The sequence below is a fragment of the Terriglobia bacterium genome, from assembly GCA_020073495.1.
Taxonomy (GTDB): Bacteria; Acidobacteriota; Terriglobia; order Terriglobales; family Acidobacteriaceae; genus JAIQFD01.
The window spans coordinates 265,399-285,857 of record JAIQFD010000003.1; the positions used below are offsets into that span (position 1 = coordinate 265,399).

At 63.9% G+C, this 20,459-nt stretch carries 17 protein-coding genes and 1 pseudogene; 11 read left to right on the forward strand and 7 right to left on the reverse strand.

Annotated features, from left to right (window positions below; genetic code table 11):
- Positions 1-9: 9 nt before the first annotated feature.
- The 5 genes from grpE (at position 10) to LAN37_08600 (ending at position 6,709) form a co-directional block, all read left to right on the forward strand.
- Entirely contained in the window at positions 10-603 is a 594-nt protein-coding gene (gene grpE / locus LAN37_08580) for a nucleotide exchange factor GrpE (protein MBZ5647262.1), read from the forward strand.
- A 4-nt stretch (positions 604-607) separates the two neighbouring features.
- Positions 608-1,744 carry a molecular chaperone DnaJ gene (gene dnaJ, locus LAN37_08585; protein MBZ5647263.1) on the forward strand — a complete coding sequence of 379 codons (1,137 nt, stop codon included), beginning with the start codon at positions 608-610 and terminating at the stop codon, positions 1,742-1,744.
- An 11-nt stretch (positions 1,745-1,755) separates the two neighbouring features.
- Positions 1,756-2,472 carry a 16S rRNA (uracil(1498)-N(3))-methyltransferase gene (locus tag LAN37_08590; GenBank protein ID MBZ5647264.1) on the forward strand — a complete coding sequence of 239 codons (717 nt, stop codon included), beginning with the start codon at positions 1,756-1,758 and terminating at the stop codon, positions 2,470-2,472.
- Between the two features lie 89 nt (positions 2,473-2,561).
- A complete protein-coding gene (locus tag LAN37_08595) occupies positions 2,562-5,519 on the forward strand; it encodes an ATP-dependent helicase (GenBank protein ID MBZ5647265.1) in 2,958 nt (985 codons plus the stop codon).
- The gene (locus LAN37_08600; GenBank protein MBZ5647266.1) at positions 5,519-6,709 is read left to right on the forward strand and encodes a DNA recombination protein RmuC; all 1,191 of its coding nucleotides are present in this window, start codon (positions 5,519-5,521) and stop codon (positions 6,707-6,709) included. The genes LAN37_08595 and LAN37_08600 overlap by 1 nt, the downstream gene beginning before the upstream one ends.
- A gap of 299 nt (positions 6,710-7,008) precedes the next feature.
- Here LAN37_08600 and LAN37_08605 read toward each other — a convergent pair whose 3' ends face one another.
- On the reverse strand, positions 7,009-8,703 hold the full coding sequence (locus LAN37_08605; GenBank protein ID MBZ5647267.1) for a hypothetical protein: 1,695 nt from the start codon (positions 8,701-8,703) through the stop codon (positions 7,009-7,011).
- A gap of 153 nt (positions 8,704-8,856) precedes the next feature.
- Between LAN37_08605 and LAN37_08610 the strand changes: the two genes are divergently transcribed.
- Positions 8,857-9,435 (forward strand): DinB family protein, encoded by a 579-nt coding sequence (locus LAN37_08610; protein ID MBZ5647268.1) that lies wholly within the window; start codon positions 8,857-8,859, stop codon positions 9,433-9,435.
- Between the two features lie 3 nt (positions 9,436-9,438).
- Here LAN37_08610 and LAN37_08615 read toward each other — a convergent pair whose 3' ends face one another.
- Together LAN37_08615 and LAN37_08620 are read right to left on the reverse strand one after the other, a co-directional pair.
- Positions 9,439-10,650: a beta-ketoacyl-[acyl-carrier-protein] synthase family protein gene (locus LAN37_08615; GenBank protein MBZ5647269.1), complete on the reverse strand. Its 1,212-nt coding sequence runs from the start codon at positions 10,648-10,650 to the stop codon at positions 9,439-9,441.
- 3 nt (positions 10,651-10,653) lie between these two features.
- Positions 10,654-10,932 carry an acyl carrier protein gene (locus LAN37_08620; protein MBZ5647270.1) on the reverse strand — a complete coding sequence of 93 codons (279 nt, stop codon included), beginning with the start codon at positions 10,930-10,932 and terminating at the stop codon, positions 10,654-10,656.
- A 114-nt stretch (positions 10,933-11,046) separates the two neighbouring features.
- Between LAN37_08620 and LAN37_08625 the strand changes: the two genes are divergently transcribed.
- The 3 genes and pseudogenes from LAN37_08625 to rho all read left to right on the forward strand — a co-directional run bounded on the left by LAN37_08625 (position 11,047) and on the right by rho (position 14,646).
- Positions 11,047-12,594 carry a YifB family Mg chelatase-like AAA ATPase gene (locus LAN37_08625; GenBank protein MBZ5647271.1) on the forward strand — a complete coding sequence of 516 codons (1,548 nt, stop codon included), beginning with the start codon at positions 11,047-11,049 and terminating at the stop codon, positions 12,592-12,594.
- A 463-nt stretch (positions 12,595-13,057) separates the two neighbouring features.
- Positions 13,058-13,201, forward strand: a pseudogene (locus tag LAN37_08630) (DNA-directed RNA polymerase subunit omega).
- A gap of 194 nt (positions 13,202-13,395) precedes the next feature.
- Positions 13,396-14,646, forward strand: coding sequence for a transcription termination factor Rho (rho, locus tag LAN37_08635; protein MBZ5647272.1), 1,251 nt, complete (start codon positions 13,396-13,398; stop codon positions 14,644-14,646).
- Between the two features lie 82 nt (positions 14,647-14,728).
- On the opposite strand, the gene LAN37_08640 is transcribed toward rho, so the two are convergent.
- The 3 genes from LAN37_08640 to LAN37_08650 form a co-directional block, all read right to left on the reverse strand.
- Complete coding sequence (locus LAN37_08640) at positions 14,729-14,908, reverse strand: hypothetical protein (GenBank protein ID MBZ5647273.1); 180 nt, start codon at positions 14,906-14,908, stop codon at positions 14,729-14,731.
- A gap of 81 nt (positions 14,909-14,989) precedes the next feature.
- Positions 14,990-15,793 carry an ABC transporter permease gene (locus LAN37_08645; GenBank protein MBZ5647274.1) on the reverse strand — a complete coding sequence of 268 codons (804 nt, stop codon included), beginning with the start codon at positions 15,791-15,793 and terminating at the stop codon, positions 14,990-14,992.
- Positions 15,790-16,557 carry an ABC transporter ATP-binding protein gene (locus tag LAN37_08650; GenBank protein ID MBZ5647275.1) on the reverse strand — a complete coding sequence of 256 codons (768 nt, stop codon included), beginning with the start codon at positions 16,555-16,557 and terminating at the stop codon, positions 15,790-15,792. Before LAN37_08650 ends, LAN37_08645 begins: the two co-directional genes overlap by 4 nt.
- Before the next feature lie 188 nt (positions 16,558-16,745).
- Here LAN37_08650 and LAN37_08655 point away from each other — a divergent pair, with 188 nt between their 5' ends.
- On the forward strand, positions 16,746-18,785 hold the full coding sequence (locus LAN37_08655) for a M13 family metallopeptidase (protein ID MBZ5647276.1): 2,040 nt from the start codon (positions 16,746-16,748) through the stop codon (positions 18,783-18,785).
- A 27-nt stretch (positions 18,786-18,812) separates the two neighbouring features.
- Positions 18,813-19,685, forward strand: a complete 873-nt coding sequence (locus tag LAN37_08660; GenBank protein MBZ5647277.1) for a glycosyltransferase — start codon at positions 18,813-18,815, stop codon at positions 19,683-19,685.
- A 17-nt stretch (positions 19,686-19,702) separates the two neighbouring features.
- Here LAN37_08660 and LAN37_08665 read toward each other — a convergent pair whose 3' ends face one another.
- Positions 19,703-20,458, reverse strand: a complete 756-nt coding sequence (locus tag LAN37_08665; GenBank protein ID MBZ5647278.1) for a hypothetical protein — start codon at positions 20,456-20,458, stop codon at positions 19,703-19,705.
- Between the last annotated feature and the right edge of the window lies 1 nt (position 20,459).

Below are 20,459 nucleotides of genomic sequence, written 5' to 3' on the forward strand. Positions count from 1 at the left end.
AATAGGAGAATGGCAAAAGGGAACGGAAAACCGGATCTTGACTTGGAGCATGAGCTGCCTCCGGGCGAAGACGGCGGCGAGGTGACGCCGGAGGCGGGCGCGCCTGAAAGCCAAGCGCCCATCAGTGAGGCCGCCGCACAGCAGGAAGAGCTGCGCAAGCTGAGGGCGGAGCGCGATGCGCTCTACGACCGCCTGGCGCGCCAGCAGGCTGACTTCGAGAACCAGCGCAAGCGCATCGTCCGCGAGCAGGCGGAGTTCAAGGATTACGCGCTCGCAGACGCCGTCAAGGAGCTGCTGCCCATCGTGGACAGCTTCGACCGGGCGATCAAGCATGCAGGCCCAGAGGACAAGGATTTCCGCTCCGGCGTCGAGCTCATCAACCGGCAACTGCACGATGCGCTGGCCAAGCTTGGCGTGCGCCAGATCCCGTCGGAAGGCGAGCCCTTCGACCCGCACCTGCACCAGGCGGTCCAGATGGTGGATACGGACCAGGCCGAAGACAACCACGTGCTGGAAGAGTTGCAGCGCGGATACAAGCTGAAAGACCGCCTGCTGCGCCCGGCGATGGTGCGCGTGGCGCGCAATCCAAAATCCAAATCGTAGGGGAATGAGTCTGGCCACACAAGCAAAACGCGATTATTACGAGGTCCTGGGAGTCGGGCGCGGTGCCGCCGATCAGGAGATCAAGAGCGCCTACCGCAAACTCGCCATGCAGTACCACCCGGATCGCAACCCCGGGAACCCTAACGCTGAGGAGAGCTTCAAGGAGTGCAGCGAGGCCTATGCCGTGCTCTCCGACCCGAACAAGCGCGCCCAGTACGACCAGTTCGGCCACGCCGGTGTGAATGGCGGCTCGGTGCAGTTCGACCCGTCCATCTTCAATGACATCCTCAGCGACCTGTTTGGCGGGGACTTTTTCGGTTTCGGCGACCTTTTCGGCACCGGCAGCGGCCGTCGGCGCAGCCGCGCGCAGCGCGGCGCCGACCTGCGCGAAGACCTGACGCTCGAGTTCGAAGAAGCGGTCTTCGGCGCCAAGAAGGAGACCACCTACCGCCGCCACGAGATCTGCGACCAGTGTCATGGGTCGGGCGCGGCGGCGGGCAAGTCGCCCTCGACGTGCAGCCAGTGCGGCGGGCGCGGACAGGTCCGCTATCAGCAGGGATTCTTCACTGTCTCGCGCACCTGCCCGGCCTGCGGCGGCGTGGGCAGCGTGATCACCGACCCCTGCAAGGCGTGCAAGGGACAGGGCCGCGTGCTGCGGCAGCGCACCAAGGAGATCGAGATCCCGGCGGGCGTCGAGGACGGCATGCGCGTGCGCCTGGGAGAGGCTGGCGAAGCGGGCTCGTTCGGCGGACCTCCGGGCGACCTCTACGTCGTCCTGCACGTCAAGGAACACGCGTTCTTCGAACGCGAGGGCAACGATCTGCACTGCGTGCTGCCCATCTCCTTCGCCCAGGCTGCCCTCGGCACCGAGCTGAAGGTCCCGACGCTGGACGGGGAGCAAAACCTGAAGATCCCCGACGGCACGCAGAGCGGAGCCACCTTCCGCCTGCGCGGCAAGGGGGTGCCGGTGCTGAACGGCCGCGGGAAGGGCGACCTCTTTGTCGAGGTGCGTGTGCAAACTCCGAGCAAGCTCACCAAGCGCGAAAAGGAACTGCTTCAGGAACTCGATTCGCTGCGCCGTGTGGACAACAAGCCCGAGCACCGCACGCTGTTCAGCAAAGTCAAGGACATCTTCCAGTAGTCCCACCCTATATGACGAGACGCCGCTGGATCGCCGACGAAGTCACCGGCGATCGTGCCGCCCTCGTGGAGGCCCACGCCGATCACCTGGTGCGCGTCCTGCGCGCGCGCGTAGGCCAGGAATTCGACATCTCTGCTGGCGGACGCGTCCGCCGTGGCCGGATCGCGAGCGTAACGCCTCAGCGCGTGGAGTTTGAGCTGGCCGAAGACGTCCCCGCCTCGGCCGCTCCGCAGATCCACCTCTACCTGGCCGTCTTCAAATTCGATCGCTTCGAATGGGCGGTGGAGAAAGCCACCGAACTCGGCGCTGCGCGCATCGTTCCCGTCATCGCGCGCAGGACCGACTCGCACCTGGCCGCAGCGGCGGCCAAGCGTGCGGAGCGCTGGCGCCGCATCGCGCGGGAGGCTGCCGAGCAGTCGCGCCGTACCTCGCCGCCGGAGATCGCCGAGCCGGTCAAGCTGAAGGCCGCACTCGCCGGTGCCGGCGGCACGCGCATCGTTCTGGCCGAATCGGAGCAGGGGACGACACTCAAGGATGCACTGGCTTCCGCCGCCGAACCGGTCTTGCTCGCCATCGGCCCAGAAGGCGGCTGGACCAGCGATGAGTTGAGACAGTTCACCGAATCCGGCTGGATCTCTTCCGGGTTAGGACCCACCGTTCTGCGTGCGGAAACCGCGGCGGTCGCCGCTGTGGCGATCGCTGTTTCCGAGCTAGCGACTGGCGACTAGCAGCCTTTTCCACGCCGCGGACTTTTCCTCATTGCCGCCCGCGCCGGAGTCTCACATAATGTTCTGCCCCAGGCGATTGCACGCGCGCAGTGTCTGATTCCCGCAAAGACGTTGAGCTCAACCCGCAACAGCGCAAGGCTGTCGAGCACGTGCACGGCCCCATGCTGGTGGTGGCCGGCGCCGGCACCGGCAAGACCACCGTATTAACCGAACGGATCTCGCACCTTATCGAGCATCAGCATGCTCTCCCGGACCAGATCCTGGCAGTCACGTTCACGCGCAATGCCGCCGAAGAGCTGCGCACACGCGTCGCCGCCAGGATCGGCCCATTCGCCGCCCAGCAGATCATCGCCTCGACTTTCCACTCGTATTGTGCCGCGGTGCTGGAGGCTGCGGGCCGAGGATTCGAGCCGCTTAGCCGCGAGGATCTGTGGATCTTCCTGCGTCAGCGCATCCAAGAACTGGAACTTGAACACTTTATCAAGCCTAGTGACCTGGGAGAATTCCTCCGAGATCTCATCCGCTTTTTCGATCGCTGCAACGATGAGAACGTCGACGCGGCGGCGTACCAGGTTTACGTTGACCGAGTCTCGCGCGGCGAAAGGCCGGTCCCGCCGGTGGGCCGCAAGTTTGCAGACTTGCCACCCGAGCAGCGGCTGGAAAGACTTCTGGAGATCGCAAAGGTTTACCGAAAAGTCGAGCAGATGCTGGCTGCTGAAAGACTTGGGACGTACGGCCTGCAGATCACGCACGCCCTTGCACTCTTGCAAGAGCGGCCGGCGCTATTGGAGGAGTGTCGGGGGAGGGCGCGTTTCATCCTGGTTGACGAATTCCAGGACTGCAATGCCACGCAGATTCGCCTGATCCACCTGCTCGGCGGCAACAAGGCCAACGTGTTCGTGGTCGGCGATCCAGACCAGGCGATCTACCGCTTCCGGGGCGCCTCCAGCGCAGCGTTCGATCAATTCCGCGACGTCTTTCCGCACACGAGCGGGGTCGTCCTGCAAGAGAATCAGCGCTCCCGCGGACCGATCTTGGACTGCTCCTTCGAGCTCATACGCGAGAACCCGGCGGTCAACGTCCTTGTGGGAAATGGTAAATCGTACGGTCGGGCGCCGCTTGTCTCCGCACGCGACGAGGCGGAGCGTGCGCGGGGGCAGGTCCCGCCCGGAACACCCGTCGAAGTGGTGCCGTGGACCGCTGCCGAACAGGAAGCTGCCGACATCGCCGAGCGGATCCGCGAGCTGAACCGGCAATACGGAGACGATCCGGCAATGCGCGAGCATTCCGGCGCGAAGCCCTGGTTCGGGGTTCTTTACCGCCTCCACGGCCATCGCGGCCACCTGATCGCCGAACTGGCCCAGCGGGGGGTCCCATACATCGTCAAGGGCGTCGACGTGCAGGACACTGGAGACGTCCGAGACCTGCTCGCGCTCCTGTGGGCCATCGATTCGCCAGGCGACAGCGGCAGCCTCTTTCGAGTCGCGTCGTTCACGATATTCGCCATCCGGCCGGAAGAATTGCGCCGGCGTCTGGCCTCTGCCGGCGAGATGAGTTTCACCGGCATCCTGTCGTCGTTTTCGCAAGGCCAGGCCGTATTGACCGCGATCGATAAAGCGCGGGCATTCTCGCGTGATCGGGTCATCAGCGCCGTCGTGAGCTGGTGTGTCGAACAGTTCCACTTCGACCGCTCGTCCGCAGCAGTCATCGCATTTCGGAACTTCATCGAAGCCTGGAAGGACAAGCCACTAAGCCGGCGCAAGGATCTGCGCGAATTCCTCGCTTACATGGAATATTTCGAAGAAGCCGGTGGTTACATTCCGCTGCGCAGCGAAGAGGAGCAGGAAAAGCTCGAGCGGGGCGACCGCACGTCGGTGCGGCTGATGACCGTTCACAGCGCAAAGGGCCTGGAATTCCGCCACGTGTTCGTCGTGCGCACGACTTCGGGTTCCTTCCCATTGCGCTACGGTCCGCCGCTTCTCGATTTTCCTGAGGAACTGCTCTCGTTCCCCGCGCCCGCAGACAGCAGATCCGCGCACGATCAGGAGGAGCGGCGGATGTTCTACGTTGCCATGACCCGCGCCCGCGACACCCTCGCGCTTTATGGAAAGCAGGGGATCGGCCGCGACAAAACGCCACCCGGGCTCCTGCGTCCGCTGTTGGGCGCGTTACGAGGTCTGCCAGTCATCAAGAGCCGCGACGCCCGTCCGTACACCATCGACATCCAGGCGAGTGCCGCTCCGGCATCAGCGATCGGGCAGTGGCTCATGTTGCCGCCCCGCCCGAAAGATGCCGTGGTGCTCAGCGCGCATTCGGTGGAGACCTACCACGAGTGTCCTCTGCGCTATAAGCTGGACCGCGACTGGGCTATTCCAGGGGAACCCACTGCGGCGGTCCAGTTCGGCAACGCGGTGCACAAAGTGCTGAAGGACTACTATGACCCGCATGCCCGCATCACGATGACAGTCGACCAGGTCGTCGAGGCCTTCCGCGCCGAGTGGACAAAAGTTCGCGCCGACGATCCCGAGCAGCATGCGCTGTATGGCCGCCGCGGCGTCGCGCAGTTGCGCGAACTCGTCGCTCGTTATCCCAGGGGGAGTTCAAAAGTGCTCGCTACCGAACAGACATTTCGCTTCAAGCTCGGAAACCTGGAGATCGGCGGGCGTATGGACCGCATCGACGCGGTTGTCGGCCGCCGGGTGCGCATCGTCGATTACAAGACGGGGAACCCGCGCCGCCAGGATCACGCGGATAAGAGCTTGCAACTCTCCATCTACGCGATGGCCGCTGGACAACTCGGCCATGCGGTGGACAGCATCGCCTTCGTCAACGTGCAGAACGGGGAAGAGGTTGTTACCAACCGTGACACGAAAGCACTGGCGCACGCCCGTGAGCAGATCGAAGAGGCGGCAGATGGGATCGCTCGTGGAGAATTCGACCCCAGGACCGGGTTCCACTGTCGCTGGTGCGCGTATCGAACCCTGTGTCCTGCCACTGAGGAGAAACTGATTACTCTTGGCGCCGCCAGCGCAACCGGAGTCAACTGATGCCCGCTACCGTAATCGCCATCATCGCCGTCCTTGCCGCGATCATCGCGGCCATCGCATTAGTCGCCGTGCTTCGCCGACCATCCGGCGCCGACGACCAGGTGCTCCAGGCTGTCCGCAACGACGTCAACCTCCTGCGCGAGACCACAGACCGCTCCATCAAGCAGATCACCGATGTCTTCTCCCAACAGTTGCAGGGGATCGGTTCCAATGTGCAGACGGCGCTGGCAAGCGTGAACTCGGAAGTCGCGAATCGGCTCGAGGCCATCAACAAGAACGTCGGCGATCGCCTGGGAGAGAACGCGCGCGCCGTCCAGACCAGCTCCGAGGCGGTCAACGCCCGCATCGCGACCGTGCAAAGCACGTTCGCGAATCTTCAGAAGCAGGTCGGAGAGATGAGCGAACAGGCGCGGGCCCTCGCCGAGGCCTCCAAGTCCATCACCAGCCTGGAGCGGGCGCTGACTGCGCCCAAAGCACGCGGCGGATTCGGAGAGACGAGCCTCGAAGCTCTCCTGCAGCAGGTGTTCGCGGCGCACCAGTACCAGATGCAGTATCCGTTCAAGTCGGGCGAGGTGGCCGACGCGATGCTGTTCTTCCCCCAGGGCAGCGTCGTCATCGACTCCAAGTTTCCCCTCGAGAATTTTCGCCGCATCACGGATGCCGCAACCGACCTGGAGAAGAAAGCGGCGCGGCGCGAGTTCATCAAGGACGTGAAGAAGCGCATCGACGAGATCGCCACCAAGTACATACTCCCCGCCGAAGGGACGCTGCCCTTCGCGCTCATGTACGTGCCGGCCGAGAACGTGTACTACGAAGCCGTCATCCGCGAAGAGGAAGGATCGGATCTCTACGGTTACTCGGTCGAGCGGCACGTCATGCCGGTGTCGCCGAACTCGCTCTACGCCTACCTGCACACCATCATGGTCGGCCTGAACGGCATGCGCATCAGCCAGCGCGCCGAGGCGATCCTGCGCGAGATCCAATCGCTGAGGGTCGAGCTAGGAAAATTCGCCGACGAGTACCAGACCGTCGGCAAGCATTTGCGGAACGCCAGCACGAAGTTCGACGACAGCGCCAGACAGCTAGGAAAGGTGGAGACGCGCGTCAGCGGGTTGGCGAACCAGGCGGGCGGTGCGGAAGAGCTCGGCGAGCCGGAACAGAAGCGCGCTCTGGGCGCGGGCGGGAACTGACGCAAAAACTCTGGGGACGCTCATCGCGTCCCCATTTATGCCTTTCGGCATGAGCTTAGTGTTTCTTCTTTTTTGCTTTCTTCTTCTTGGTTGCCATGGTTTCTATTCTCCCTTTCCATTCTTCATGGATGTGCAACGGTGTTTTGTTGCGATTGTTGAATGTATAGAGTCATTAAAATTTGATGTCAAGAGAAAAATCGAACCAACGTAGTTACTTCAAGGAACGTACTTCGCGTGATTGTCGATGATTTTCGGTTTCGCCGGAGGCATCGACGACATTTTTCGTGCAAAAGCGGCATTCACTTCGTGCCAAGCGCCAGCATCGCGCGCTTCAATCTAGCGTGCTGGCGCAGCAATCGCAGGTACGCGGTTTCGTCCGCGCGGACCTTCGATCGGATGATTCGCACCAGCGCGCGCTTCTCCGCGTCTGTCCAGCGAGCCAGTCCTGAGACGAGTGCCAGCACGAACGCGATGTTGTCGAATGCGGTGCGCTCGACCCCAGTCCAACTACCGATGTCGACGCGCAGCGTGCGGGCGAGACGGGCGCGAGCGGCGGAGCGCATTGCGTCAGGATCGCCTCCGAATCTGGCGGCCATGCGCCTCTGCACCGCCATGCCGACATTGCGCACGGAGAAGCGGTCCCACAGTCCCCGCTGCGTTCCCGACATCTCGTAGAAGATGTGCCCCGCTGCGAGCTTTCGCAGCACGCTCGCTGGTGCGCGGTACTTCGGATCGAAGGCGATCTTTTTCTCTTCTCGCTCCGCCAGGGCCAGCAATTCAGGCCGGCCGGGACGGAACCCGAGCTTGCGATAGAACCAGAACGCACCCGACTTGATCGCTTCTTCGTTACCTTGTCCGATCTGGTACGGATACACGGAGAAACACGTGTATCCGAATAGCTGGTGGAACAGGTGCAGGATTTTGGAGTAGATCCACGCGCTCTCGCCGTCGCGGTAGGCGTAGAACGTATTGAATCCCACCTCCACCCACTCGAACAGACCGATGTCTTCGATGTAGCCGATGGGGACACCGTTCTTCACCGTCAGGCCGGCGTGGTACGTACGCAGCGGCAGACGCCGGTCGGGCGGCAGACCCCAGAGAAAAAGACTGACGCCGCGTCCCGGCCGCGCCTCGATCACCTGCTCCGGGTCTCCGCGCGTGGTGCCGTAGAGTTCGCGGTAGCGGAGCGTGAGACACGTCCGCACCATGTCCATAACTTTTTCGCCGTCGCGGCGAGAGAGCTTCCGCACCGGGATGTCAGGCGTCGCGAACTCGCGCTCCAGCGACACCTCGCGCCGCTGGATGAACCCGCCCTTGTGGAAGAAGTGCTGCTTCGCCGGCCAGCGCGCCAGCGTCCGCGATGCCGGCGAACCGCCCAGTTCCCAGTTCAGTGTGATGCCCAGCGCGTCGTAGATCTCGGTCTTCTGGGCGATCGGGATGCGCAGCGCCTCGAGGCGTCGCATGAGCCACCGGAGGTCGTGCCCTCCGTCGGCGGCGTGCATCCACGCGAGGTAGGGAACATCCGCCTCGACCAGCGAATCCTCTTCGAGCAGGGGGAGGAAGCGGGGAAAGGTGGCCGCCAGACGCGCCGACTGTTCTTCCTCGTCCCAGTCGATGGTGACCTGTCCGTGGTATCGCTGCGCCAGCCAGCGCGCCACCTCATAGGTGAACGTGTCGAAGATCGTTGTGCCGGCGATGCCGGAGACATCCTCCGGCTCGAACGGGCTCAGGTCGGCGCCCGCCGCGCGCAACTTCTGCACACGGCCGGCGAAGGACGCGAGCAACCGGTCGGCGAGTCCGGCCGTGCGCGCGTTTGGGGGAAAGGCGCGCAGGAACATCAGCGCGTCGTGAAAACGGATGAGAGAAGCGGCGTCACGGAAGCGGCTGCGGCCGAGCGAGCGCAGCAGCGGCTCGAATGTCGCGGATTCTCCCCGGACGTACTGACGCTTGGCTTCTTCGAACCGCGCCAGCCGGCGGCCCAGCCCGTCCCTCATTCCGCAGCCTCGCTGGAGATGCGCGCGCCAGTGTACCGCTTTCGCCGACTCCCCGAAACCGCGTTCAGGGTGGAACCGGCGCCGCCCGCGATGCGTACGATAGAATGTCGCCCTCGAGGTGCGCCTAAGATGGCCAGCTCCCGCCGTGCGTGGATGAAAACATCCGGTCTCGCCGCCGTCGCCTTGTGTGCCGGAGAGATGTGGGCGCAGGGCGAGCGCCCCGGCCGCCAGGGCCGCCAGGGTGGGACCGTGTTCGTCCCGCTATTCACCTACCTGCCGGATTTCTCCGACATGCTCGGACTCTCGCGCGACTACACCATCGAGTGTGCTTTGGCGATGCCGGAAAGCCGGTACGGCTTCCGCCCGGCCCAGGAGGTGCGCACCTTCGGCCAGCACATGGTGCACATCGCGGAGTCCGTTCGCGGAGTGTACGAGGTATTCGTCGAAGGCAAGGCGGGGCCGACCAACGCACTCAGCGAAGCCGGGCAGGAACAGGTGCGCTCGCGCGCCGAGGTGCTCTCGCAACTGCGGCAGTCCTTCGACTACGTCGGGGGAGCCGTGGGAAAGCTCAGTGAGTTCGAGCTCGGACAGCGTGTCAGCTTCCTGGGCAACCGGCAGATAGCGCGTTGGCGGGTGCTGGATTTCATCCTCGACCACACCACCCACCACCGCGGGCAGACCGTCGTGTACTTGCGCATGAACGGCGTCCGCCCGCCGACCTACCGCGCCTGACTCCTACTGCGCCGCACGGAACGCCAGAACCGCGTTCAGGCCTCCGAACGCGAACGAATTCGAGAGCGCACTCTCCACGGCCGCCTCGCGTCCGCGATTGGGCAGGACGTCCAGATCGCACTGCGGGTCGGGCGTCGTGAAATTTGCCGTGGGCGGTAGGAAGCGCTCGTGCAACGCGAGCAGCGTCGCCGCCGCCTCCAGCGCGCCCGCCGCGCCGAGAGCGTGCCCGTGCATGGATTTGGTGGAGCTGACCGCCAGCCGGTCGGCATGCTTGCCGAAGACGCTGCGGATCGCCTGCGTCTCGGCGACGTCGTTCTGCGGCGTGCCCGTGCCGTGGGCGTTGATGTAGCCGACCTGCTCGGGCGCGATGGAGGCGTCGGCCAGGGCCGCTTTCATAGCACGCGCTGCGCCATCGGCAGACGGGCGGGTCAGGTGATATGCGTCCGCCGACATCCCGAAGCCCACGATCTCTCCGTACACGCGCGCGCCGCGCGCCCGCGCCGCCTCCAACGGCTCCAGCACCAGCATGGCTGCGCCTTCCCCCAGGATCATTCCTTGCCGGTCCTTGGAGAAAGGGCGGCAGGTGTCGGGCGCGACCACGCGCATCGCCTCCCAGGCTTTCAGCATCCCTAGGCTGAACGGCGCTTCGCTGCCGCCGGCCAGCGCCAGTTCTGCTCTCCCGTCTCGCACCATGCAGAATGCTTCTCCGATGGCGTGATTCGCGGAAGAGCACGCGGTCGAGATGGTGAAAGCCGGTCCGGTGATGCCGAATTCCATCGAGATGTGGCTCGCGCCGGCGTTCGCCATGGTGCGCGGGATGGTCAGCGGATGCACGCGGTTGCTCTTTGCTCCATACAACTCGGCGAACTGAACGTCCTCCGATGACTGGCCTCCGGTGCACGAACCGGTCACGATGGCTGTCCGCTCACCGACAGCGGCATCAAGCTTGAGGCCTGAATCGCTGATCGCTTGCCGCGCCGCCACTAGCGCGAACTGCGAGAAGCGGTCGAGCACGGTGCATTTTTCTTCCGTGAAATGCTTGCGGGGATCGAATCCGCGGACTTCGGCCGCGTTCTGGAAGCGAAGGCTGCTGGGATCCACCAGCTCCATGCGGCGGATGGCGCTACACCCTTCTCGCAACGCGGCCCAGCAGTCGGCGGTGGTTGCCCCAAGGGCGCAGATGGTTCCCAGTCCGGTGACTGCGACGCGGCGCATGGATCAGGTTTCCGCTCGTCCCGCCGCGGCGAGCATGCTCTTCACGCCCTCGACCATCTGGCGCACGCTGCGGATCGATTTCGCCTGATCGTCCGGGATGGAGATGTCGAAGGCGCCCTCGACCTCGAACAGCAGGTTCATGCCGTCGAGCGAATCGATCCCCAACTCCTCAAACGAGCTGTCGAGTCGGACCTGCTCGCGCGGCAATCGTTTGATGGCCGCGACCAGGGACAGGATCTTCTCCGCTACGCGGTCCGGCATGGTGTCAGGCATGGCGCTCATTTCTCCTTAGATGAAGCAGGAGGGCTGGAAGTATCGCACACGTGAGCGGCTCACACGTGCCTGTGAGCGCGGTCATAGATGGCGGTGGAAGGTCTGAGTACAGTGATGTGTTCCATGCTGTTCAAAACCCTGAGCGCCGCCGTCTACGGCATCGACGCGCACATCATCGACGTCGAGGTAGATGTTTCCGGCATCAAGACCAACGAGGACCACTTCCTGACCGTCGGCCTGCCCGATGCGGCAGTGCGCGAGAGCCGTGATCGCATCCGCGCCGCGTTGCGTAACTGCGGCTACGACATCCCACCCACGCACATCACGGTCAACCTTGCGCCCGCCGACATCAAGAAGGAAGGCTCGGGTTTCGACCTGCCCATGGCGCTCGGCATCCTGGGGGCCTACGGCGCGCTCGCCTGCAAAGAGATCCCCGACTACGTCTTCGTAGGCGAGCTCTCACTCGATGGCGGCGTGCGCTCGGTGCGTGGCGCGCTGCCCGTGGCTCTCGCGGCACGCTCGCGCAAGATCGCGGGCCTGATCGTCCCCGAGGCCAACGCGCGCGAAGCCGCCGTGGTCAGCGACGTCGCCGTCTATCCCGTGCGCTCGCTGATGGACGTGGTCAACCGGCTCAATGGACGCGACGGCAGCCCGCCGTTGAAGATCGACCCGCAGTCCGTGCTGAACGAGTCGCAGCACTTCACGGTGGACTTCCGCGACGTCCGCGGGCAGTACACCGCCAAGCGCGCCCTGGAAGTTGCCTGCGCCGGTGGGCACAACATCCTGATGATCGGTCCGCCGGGCTCGGGCAAGACCATGCTGGCCAAGCGCGTGCCCACCATCCTTCCACCCCTTACGTTCGACGAAGCGCTGGAAACCACGAAGATCCATTCCGTCGCCGGCGTGCTCGATCCCGGCGCGGGGCTGGTCGGGACGCGTCCCTTCCGCTCCCCGCACCACACCATCTCCGACGCGGGCCTGATCGGAGGCGGCGTGATCCCGCGTCCGGGCGAGGTCTCGCTGGCCCACAACGGCGTGCTCTTCCTCGACGAGCTGCCGGAATTCCCGCGCAACGTGCTTGAGGTCATGCGCCAGCCGCTGGAGGACGGAACCGTCTGCATCGCGCGCGCCTCCATGTCGCTGACCTTCCCCGCGCGCTTCATGCTGGCGGCGGCCATGAACCCGTGTGCCTGCGGCTTCCACAACGACCTCTCACGCGAGTGCCACTGCACTCCGCCGATGATCCAGCGCTACCTGTCAAAGATATCGGGGCCTCTGATGGACCGCATCGACATCCACATCGACGTGCCTGCGGTGAAGTACAAAGAACTGCGCAGTGGGGCGGCCCCAGAGGGTTCGGAGCAGATTCGGGAGCGGGTGATCCGCGCCCGCCAGGTGCAGTTGCAGCGCTTCGCCGGGGCAGGGGAGCGCATCTACTGCAACGCCCAGATGCAATCGCGCCAGATCCGGACCTACTGCGAGCTGTCGGCCGATTGCGAGCGCCTGCTGGAGCGCGCCATGCAGCAACAGGGCCTCAGCGCCCGGGCCCATGACCGCATATTGAAGGTCGCGCGGACCATTGCCGACCTCGAGGGCGCCGCGGCCATCGACCCCAAGCACATCGCAGAAGCCATCCAGTACAGGACGCTCGACCGTACGTATTGGGTGTGATTAGAGATCCTTCGCTTCGCTCAGGATTTCGCGTGCGGGCTCCCGCTTCGCTCACGCCCGCAAGGCCGCTCAACATCGCCGAGGCCATCCAGGACCGGACCCTGGACCGGACCTACTGGGTGTAGTGTCTGTCTGGCGTGGGGCACCTGCCGCCGTGGGGCTTACGATTCTTCTTGACCTCCAACTCCTTTACCGGTAAGGTATTCCCGTTCGGTTGCCAGTGTGCCCCCTGAGGGCCGATGTTTCTGTAGGGTAAAATCCCCTTAAAAAGAGCAACTAAGGATACGGTTAAGGCATCTATAGCATTGTCCCGTATTCGATTCCCCAGAAAGCCAGCAGAACCAACAACTTACCAGCTTTCAGCAACATGTCGGCCGAATCTGGGTTTCAGGATAGAATAATCGAGCCACCGCCAAGGCTCGGGGATCAAATAGACCGAACAATCGTAGGAGACCACATGGAAATGCGTTCTGATCTGATTCATGAGGCACTGCGTACGGTGAGCAACCGCTACACTCTGTGCCAGCTGGCGTCGAAGGCGACGCGCAAGTTCCACAAGCCCAGCACCCGCATCCAGGAGACTATGAATGAGGTGCTGGAGAAGTTCGGCAAGGCGGCCAACGATCCCGCTCGCATTGTGGGTTCCGGCCCGCAGTTTAAGGTTTCTGAAGGACAGCGGCGCGCTGCATAATAGGGTTTCGCAGCGCGCCCGCGCCGCGATTCAAAGATTACATATTTCGTCTTGATCGACCCGGTCGTTTCCGACCCCCCTCAATCCGGACAACAATCCCGTAGGTGAGCATGACCATCGCAGAACTGAAAGAAAAGAACATCACGGAGCTGACCCGCATCGCGCGCACCCTCGACCTGCCTGGCGCCAGCGGCCTCCGCAAGCAGGACCTGATCTTCAAGATCCTCCAGGCACAGTCGGAGAAGGAAGGGCACATCTTCGCCGAAGGCGTGCTGGAGATCCTGCCCGACGGCTACGGCTTCCTGCGCTCGCCGGACTATAACTACCTGCCCGGCCCGGACGACATCTACGTCTCGCCCTCGCAGATCCGCAAGTTCGACCTCAAGACCGGTGACACGGTCAGCGGACAAGTGCGTCCGCCGCACGAGGGAGAGAAGTACTTCGCGCTGGTCAAGATCGAGGCGGTGAACTTCGAGTCGCCCGACGAGGCGCGCAACAAGATCCTGTTCGACAACCTGACGCCGCTGTACCCGCAGGAGCGCATCAAGCTGGAGACGGTGAAGGAAAATATCGGCGCCCGCGTCATGGACCTGCTCACTCCGCTGGGCAAAGGGCAGCGCGGCCTGATTGTCTCGCCGCCACGCGCCGGCAAGACGATGATCCTGCAGAACATCGCCAACTCGATCACCACCAATCATCCGGAGGTCGTGCTCATCGTGCTGCTGATCGACGAGCGCCCGGAGGAAGTCACGGACATGCAGCGCTCGGTGAAAGGCGAGGTCATCAGCTCGACCTTCGACGAGCCTGCCGCGCGTCACGTGCAGGTGGCGGAGATGGTGATCGAGAAGGCCAAGCGCCTGGTCGAGCACAAGCGCGATGTGGTGATCCTGCTGGATTCGATCACCCGGCTGGCCCGCGCCTACAACACCATCGTGCCGCCCTCGGGCAAGGTGCTCTCCGGCGGCGTGGACTCCAACGCGCTGCAGCGCCCGAAACGCTTTTTCGGCGCGGCCCGCAACATCGAGGAAGGCGGTTCGCTCAGTATCGTCGCGACGGCCCTCGTCGAGACCGGCAGCCGTATGGACGACGTGATCTTCGAAGAGTTCAAGGGCACCGGCAACTCCGAAGTCATCCTGGACCGCAAGCTGAGCGACAAGCGCGTCTTTCCGGCCATCGACATCCAGCGCTCCGGCACCCGCAAGGAAGAGCTCATCATCCCCAAGGAGGATCTGGCGCGCATCTGGGTGCTGCGCAAGGTGCTGACCCCGCTCTCGCCCGTCGAGGCCATGGAACTGCTCATCGACAAGCTGAGCAAGACCAAGACCAACGGCGAATTCCTGAGCAATATGAGTTCGTTGTAGTAGCTGGCAGCTGGCAGTCAGCAGCTCAGCAAAGACAAGAAGCCCGGCAGAGATGCCGGGCTTTTCTTTGGCGACGGAAAATTCAGGAGTTCTTCTTAATGGCCTTGCAGCTTGCCTGCGTGGGACTGATCTTGCCGCACGCGAGAGCCATGGTCTCGAACACTTTCTCGTGCTTGAATGAAGGTTTCTGGTAGGGCTTCTTGCCGGATTTCGCCGTTGCTTTGGTTTCTTTCTTTTCGTTGCCCATAGCGATTGGCGGCAAGGCACTCCACACCCTTCGGCGTGTGCCTTGCCTGAATGCAGGTATGATACCGCGAAAGCGGCAGGTCTAACCACTTTTCGATCAGTAGTAAGAGAGCGTCCCCTCACGACGGGCGTAACGCAGGGCACGGCCGAACAGCCACACGCTCACCGGCAACAGGACGATGGCATAGGCTGCCAGGATGACCAGGGGACGGCTCATCTCCCGCCAACCGGCGTCACGCAGCAAGGCCAGGCGCAGTCCGTCGAGCGAGTGGGTGATGGGGACCAGCTCCCCCAGCCGCCGCAGCGGGTCGGGGAGCGCGGAGACGGGGAAGGTGGCGCCCGTCAGCAGCCACAGCAGCGAGCTGAGCAGCCACACGATCCCAGCGCCTTTTTGGATGGCGACCTGCACCGCGGCGATCCCGATCCCCACGGCCACGGCTACCGCCAGCGAAAGCGCGAAGACCACCAGCGCGGCGGCCACGTTGGGGGTCGACAGGGGCACGCCGAACACCAGCATCCCCACGACGATGTAGAACACCAGGTGCAGCGTGCGCGAGAAGAAGGTCGAGACCGCGGTCAGGAACACCAGTTCGGGCTCCGCGGTGGAGGTGGTCATCAGCACCTCCATGGTGCCGGTCAACTGGGCCTCGTGGATGCTATTCACGAACGAAGCCACGCCCGCCACAAAGAACCCGTAGAAACCGGTGCCGATCAGCAGGAACGGGAAGTACTCTACGCCGTCGGGACGGAAGCCGGGTCCGACCGCCCGCGCCAGGTAATAGAACGCCGCCATCTCCGCCAGCATGCCGCCCACGTACATCCAGGAGGCGCTGCGGTAGCGCACGGCACTGAGCAGGTCGCGGCGCAGGATGGCCGCAAGTTTGTCGATCAAACCGCTCATCCGACGCCTCCCGTGACCTCGGCGCCTTCCGGCTCGATCTCGCGGAAGTAGAAGGTGCGCAGGTCCTCGGTCGAGGTCTGATGGCCGACCCGGCGCTCGGCTGCGACTTCTCCGTGGCGCAACACCACCACGTGGTGGCCTACCGTGACCGCCTCTTCGAAGTTATGCGTGGCGAGCAGCACGCTGGTCCCGTTCTCCGCGGTGCGGCGCAGCATCTGCCACAGCCGCCAGGTGCTGCCGGGATCGAGACTACGCGTGGGCTCATCGAGCAGGAGGACGGCCGGCTGCTTCAGCAGCGCGCGGGCGATCCCCAGCCTCTGGTACATGCCGCTGGAGAACTTCATCACCAGGGTGTCGCCGACTTCGGCCAGCCCGGAGGACTCGAGCACCCGCTGCACGCGCTCCGGGCGTTCCTCGCGCGGGATGTCCTCCAGCGCGCCGAAGAAGTCGAGGTTCTCGCGTGCGGTCAGGCGGGGGTAGAAGGAGCGCTCGGTGGCCACCGCGAAACCAACGGAACGCCGCACCTGGCGCGTGTCCCCGGCGGTATCGGCGCCGCAGACCCGCACCCGGCCCTCGTCGGGCAGAAGCATGGTCGAGACCAGCTTCAACAGCGTGGTCTTGCCGCTGCCGTTCGGACCGAGCACAACCAGCACGTCTCCCGCCGCCGCCCGCAGCGACACGCGCAACACCGCGCACGTCACTCCGACGCGCTCGGAGCCAAACCAGTTCCACAGGGCCGGCCGGTGGCGGAAAAACTTGCTCACGGATTCTAGGGTGACTGCGTCCATGCTGAGGTGCGATCCGCGGTTTCCGACAGCATACATTCTCCGGCGGCGGATTGCTGCGCTAATCCGCTCCCCGTGGGCTTCCCGCGCCGGGAATCGTGTAGGATTGCGAGTTCTACCAGGAGAGAGCAGGCATGATCTCGCCCAGGACTGTACTCATTTTTTCGATGTGTCTCGCAATCGCCATCCCAGTCTTTGCCCAGGCCGGTCGCCCGGTTCCCGCGCAGGCCGAACCGCCCTACACACCGGGCCTGGACGTCTCCGCCATGGACAAGACGGTCGATCCCTGCGTGGATTTCTATACCTACTCGTGCGGCGGTTGGATGAAGAACAACCCTATCCCGCCCGACCAGTACAACTGGAGTGCGTACTCCAAGCTCCAGGATGAGAACCGGCTGATCCTGCGCGACATCCTGGAGAAGGCCTCCATACCCGATGCCAAGCGCAGCTCCGTGCAGCAGAAGATCGGCGACTACTACGCCTCGTGCATGGACGAGAAGGCGATCGAGTCGTCGGGCGCGAAGCCGCTCGAAGCGGAGCTGAAAACGATTGCCGGACTCCGGTCGAAAGATCAGCTTCCGGAATTCCTGGCGGACTTTCATCGCGGAGATGAACACACCGACGGGCCGACGGCGACGCTTTTCTCCTTTGGCTCCGGCCAGGACTTCAAGGACTCCACCCAATATATCGCCCAGGCCGACCAGGGCGGCCTGGGCCTGCCCGACCGTGACTTTTACCTGAAAGAAGACGCCAAATCGGTCGAGATCCGGAACGCCTACGTGGCGCATGTTACGAAGATGCTCCAGCTCATTGGGGAAGGTCCGCAAGAGGCTGCGAGCGACGCGCAGGTCATCCTGAAGATCGAGACCGAGCTGGCCAAGGCGTCGCTCACCCGCGTGGAACGGCGCGACCCGAACAACATCTACCACAAGATGGGCGTCGCCGAGCTACAGGCATTGGCGCCCTCGTTCTCCTGGCCGCGCTATTTCACACAGGTGGGTCTCGGGCAGACGAACTCGCTGAACGTCACCCACCCGCCGTTCTTCAAACAGATGGAAGCCGAGCTGAACACGGTGTCCCTCGCGCAGTGGCAGACGTACCTGCGCTGGCACCTGGTGCACTCGCGCGCTCCGTACTTGTCGTCGCCATTCGTGAATGAGAATTTCGACTTCTACGGAAGAACGCTCACCGGGGCGAAGGAGCTGCGCCCGCGCTGGAAGCGCTGTGTGAGCTGGGTCGACCGCGACCTCGGCGAGGCGCTCGGCCAGGCCTACGTGGAGCGCACCTTCAGTGCGGAAGCCAAGCAGCGCACTCTGAGGATGGTGCAAGAGATCGAGAAGGCGATGGACGACGACGTCAAGTCTCTGGACTGGATGCAGCCCGCCACCAAGCAGCAGGCTCTGACGAAGCTGCACGCTGTCGCCAATAAGATCGGTTACCCCGACAAATGGCGCGACTACTCGGCGCTGAACATCGTCCGCGGAGACGCGCCGGGCAATGTGCAGCGGGGCATCGCGTTCGAGTTCCGCCGCCAGTTGGGCAAGATTGGAAAGCCGGTGGATCACACCGAGTGGGACATGACTCCGCCGACCGTCAATGCGTACTACAACCCCCAGATGAACGACATCAATTTTCCCGCCGGCGTGCTCCAGCCGCCGCTCTTCGACCCGCGCATGGATGACGCGCCGAACTACGGCAACACCGGGGGGACCATCGGCCACGAGCTGACCCACGGCTTCGACGACGAGGGCCGCCAGTTCGACGCCCAGGGCAACCTGCGCGACTGGTGGACGGCGCAGGATTCCAAGGCATTCGAACAGCGCGCCGGCTGCATCGTCGACCAGTATGCCCAGTACACCATCGTGGACGACATCAAGATCAACTCCAAGCTGACCGAAGGTGAGGACGTCGCCGACCTAGGCGGTCTTCTGCTGGCGTGGATGGCGTGGAAAGATCACACCAGGAACATGAAGCTCCAGCCCATCGACGGGCTCACGCCCGAGCAGCGGTTCTTCATCGGCTACGGCCAGAGCTGGTGCACCAACGAGCGCGACGAGATCAAGCGGCTGCGCGCCACCATCGACCCGCACTCGCCCGCGAAGTACCGCACCAACGGCGTGGTTTCCAATATGCCCGAGTTCCGTGAAGCGTTCCGTTGCAAGCCCGGGCAGCCTATGGTGCGCGAGAAGGCGTGCCGCGTCTGGTAGGGCTTGCTACGCGGTTCCCAGTGCTCAGTGAAACCGACCGTCACTATCGGGTTGCCGGTCTATAACGCCGCGCCATTCATCGAGGACGCGCTGCGAAGCATCTTCGCGCAGACATTGACCGATTGGGAGCTGATCGCCGTAGACGACGGATCGTCCGATGGCGGCGCCGAACTGTTGCGGCGGCTGCGGGACCCGCGCGTGCGCGCCTTGATGGACGGGCAGCACCACGGCCTCGGTGCGCGCCTCAACCAGATTGTGGGGCTGGCCGCAGGGAAGTACGTCGCGCGCATGGATGCCGATGACCTGATGCATCCCGAGCGGCTCGAGCGCCAGGTCGATTTCCTTGAGAATCATCCCGCGGTGGATGTCGTCGGGTGCGGGCTGATCAGTTTCGATGCCCAGCACCGGCCGATCAGCGTGCGCCGGCTCCCCGCCGAACACCAGGCCATCACCGCCCGGCCTCTGCGCGGGATCCCGCTGGCGCATGCCACGGCCGTGGGCCGCGCGCAGTGGTGGAAGAAGCACCCCTACAATGAGCGAAGCCGCCGTTGCGAGGATTGGGAGCTATGGTTCTCCAGCTTCCGCGAGAGCCGGTTCGCCAATCTTCCTGAGCCGCTCTATTTTTATCGTGAGGTCCAGGCGTATTCGTTCCCCGGCTACGCGCGCGGCAAGGCAGAACTGGCGGGATTCTTGTGGGGTCAGCGAGAGAGCTTTGGTGCGCCTGCGGCGGCCGTGGAGGCGGTTGGCCAGTGGGCGCGCATCGGCGCGTACGCGATCGCGCATCTGGCCGGACTCGACCGCACTCTGCTACGAAGGCGGGGACAGGCAGTCAGGGAAGAAGAGCGGGCGGCATTCGAGTCGGCATTGGAGCGGGTTCGAGGCGTCGCGCTGCCCTTCTGATCCGGCTACGATCCCGGCTAGTCGCGCACCACTTCCGTCTTCTCCGACGCAACCAGGATGCGCACCAGCTTGTAACGGTCGGCCGAATCCACCCAGAACGACCAGTTCAATCCGTCGGCGTCCAGGTCGAAGCGGTCGAGCTGGCGCTCGGCGCCCCGGATCTGCACCTTCTCGCTCCCCTTGTACTCGAGGGTGACCATCGTGGGAGTCTGCTGCCGCGGCACGAAGACGCCGAATTGGGACTTCCCCAGCCGGCATTGGTTGTTTTGCGAAGGCTGGCCGCAGCCTGCTGCGATGTAGCGCCACAACAGGACTTCCCGGTGGCTGAAGAAGTAATCGTCCACCACCGAGGTCGAGGGCGGCAGGATGAAAGCCAGTTCGATGGGTTTGTCGCTCCCCTCCGTCGACAGGCGCTCGATCAGGAATTGCTCGCTGGGTTGGACGGTGGCGCGCGCTTTCCCGGGGCTCAGCTCGTGCCACTCGTACTTGCGCAGGTTGCCGTTGGAGAGGACCTCGAGCTTTCCCTGCTGCGTCGCCTTGGATCCGTCCTCCATCTTGAGTTCGGAGCTGGTGACGCTGTATCCATCGTACTCCTGGATCTGGAATGTTTCCGTCGCGACCCGTTTCCCGTCGATGAAAATCCCGAACGAGCCGGCATCGACGACCTGGCTCGTCTCGCCCTTCTTCTTCGTAGGTGTCTTGGGGCTGGGATAAGCGCAAACTTCGAAGGCGAACAGCAGGAGCGCGAACACCAGGATACCGGACCGCTTCACA

Coding starts and splice junctions, on each gene's coding strand:
- grpE (MBZ5647262.1), top strand. CDS start 10: ATGGCAAAAGGGAACGGAAAACCGGATCTTGACTTGGAGCATGAGCTG.
- dnaJ (MBZ5647263.1), top strand. CDS start 608: ATGAGTCTGGCCACACAAGCAAAACGCGATTATTACGAGGTCCTGGGA.
- LAN37_08590 (MBZ5647264.1), top strand. CDS start 1,756: ATGACGAGACGCCGCTGGATCGCCGACGAAGTCACCGGCGATCGTGCC.
- LAN37_08600 (MBZ5647266.1), top strand. CDS start 5,519: ATGCCCGCTACCGTAATCGCCATCATCGCCGTCCTTGCCGCGATCATC.
- LAN37_08605 (MBZ5647267.1), bottom strand. CDS start 8,703: ATGAGGGACGGGCTGGGCCGCCGGCTGGCGCGGTTCGAAGAAGCCAAG.
- LAN37_08610 (MBZ5647268.1), top strand. CDS start 8,857: ATGAAAACATCCGGTCTCGCCGCCGTCGCCTTGTGTGCCGGAGAGATG.
- LAN37_08615 (MBZ5647269.1), bottom strand. CDS start 10,650: ATGCGCCGCGTCGCAGTCACCGGACTGGGAACCATCTGCGCCCTTGGG.
- LAN37_08620 (MBZ5647270.1), bottom strand. CDS start 10,932: ATGAGCGCCATGCCTGACACCATGCCGGACCGCGTAGCGGAGAAGATC.
- LAN37_08625 (MBZ5647271.1), top strand. CDS start 11,047: ATGCTGTTCAAAACCCTGAGCGCCGCCGTCTACGGCATCGACGCGCAC.
- rho (MBZ5647272.1), top strand. CDS start 13,396: ATGACCATCGCAGAACTGAAAGAAAAGAACATCACGGAGCTGACCCGC.
- LAN37_08645 (MBZ5647274.1), bottom strand. CDS start 15,793: ATGAGCGGTTTGATCGACAAACTTGCGGCCATCCTGCGCCGCGACCTG.
- LAN37_08655 (MBZ5647276.1), top strand. CDS start 16,746: ATGTGTCTCGCAATCGCCATCCCAGTCTTTGCCCAGGCCGGTCGCCCG.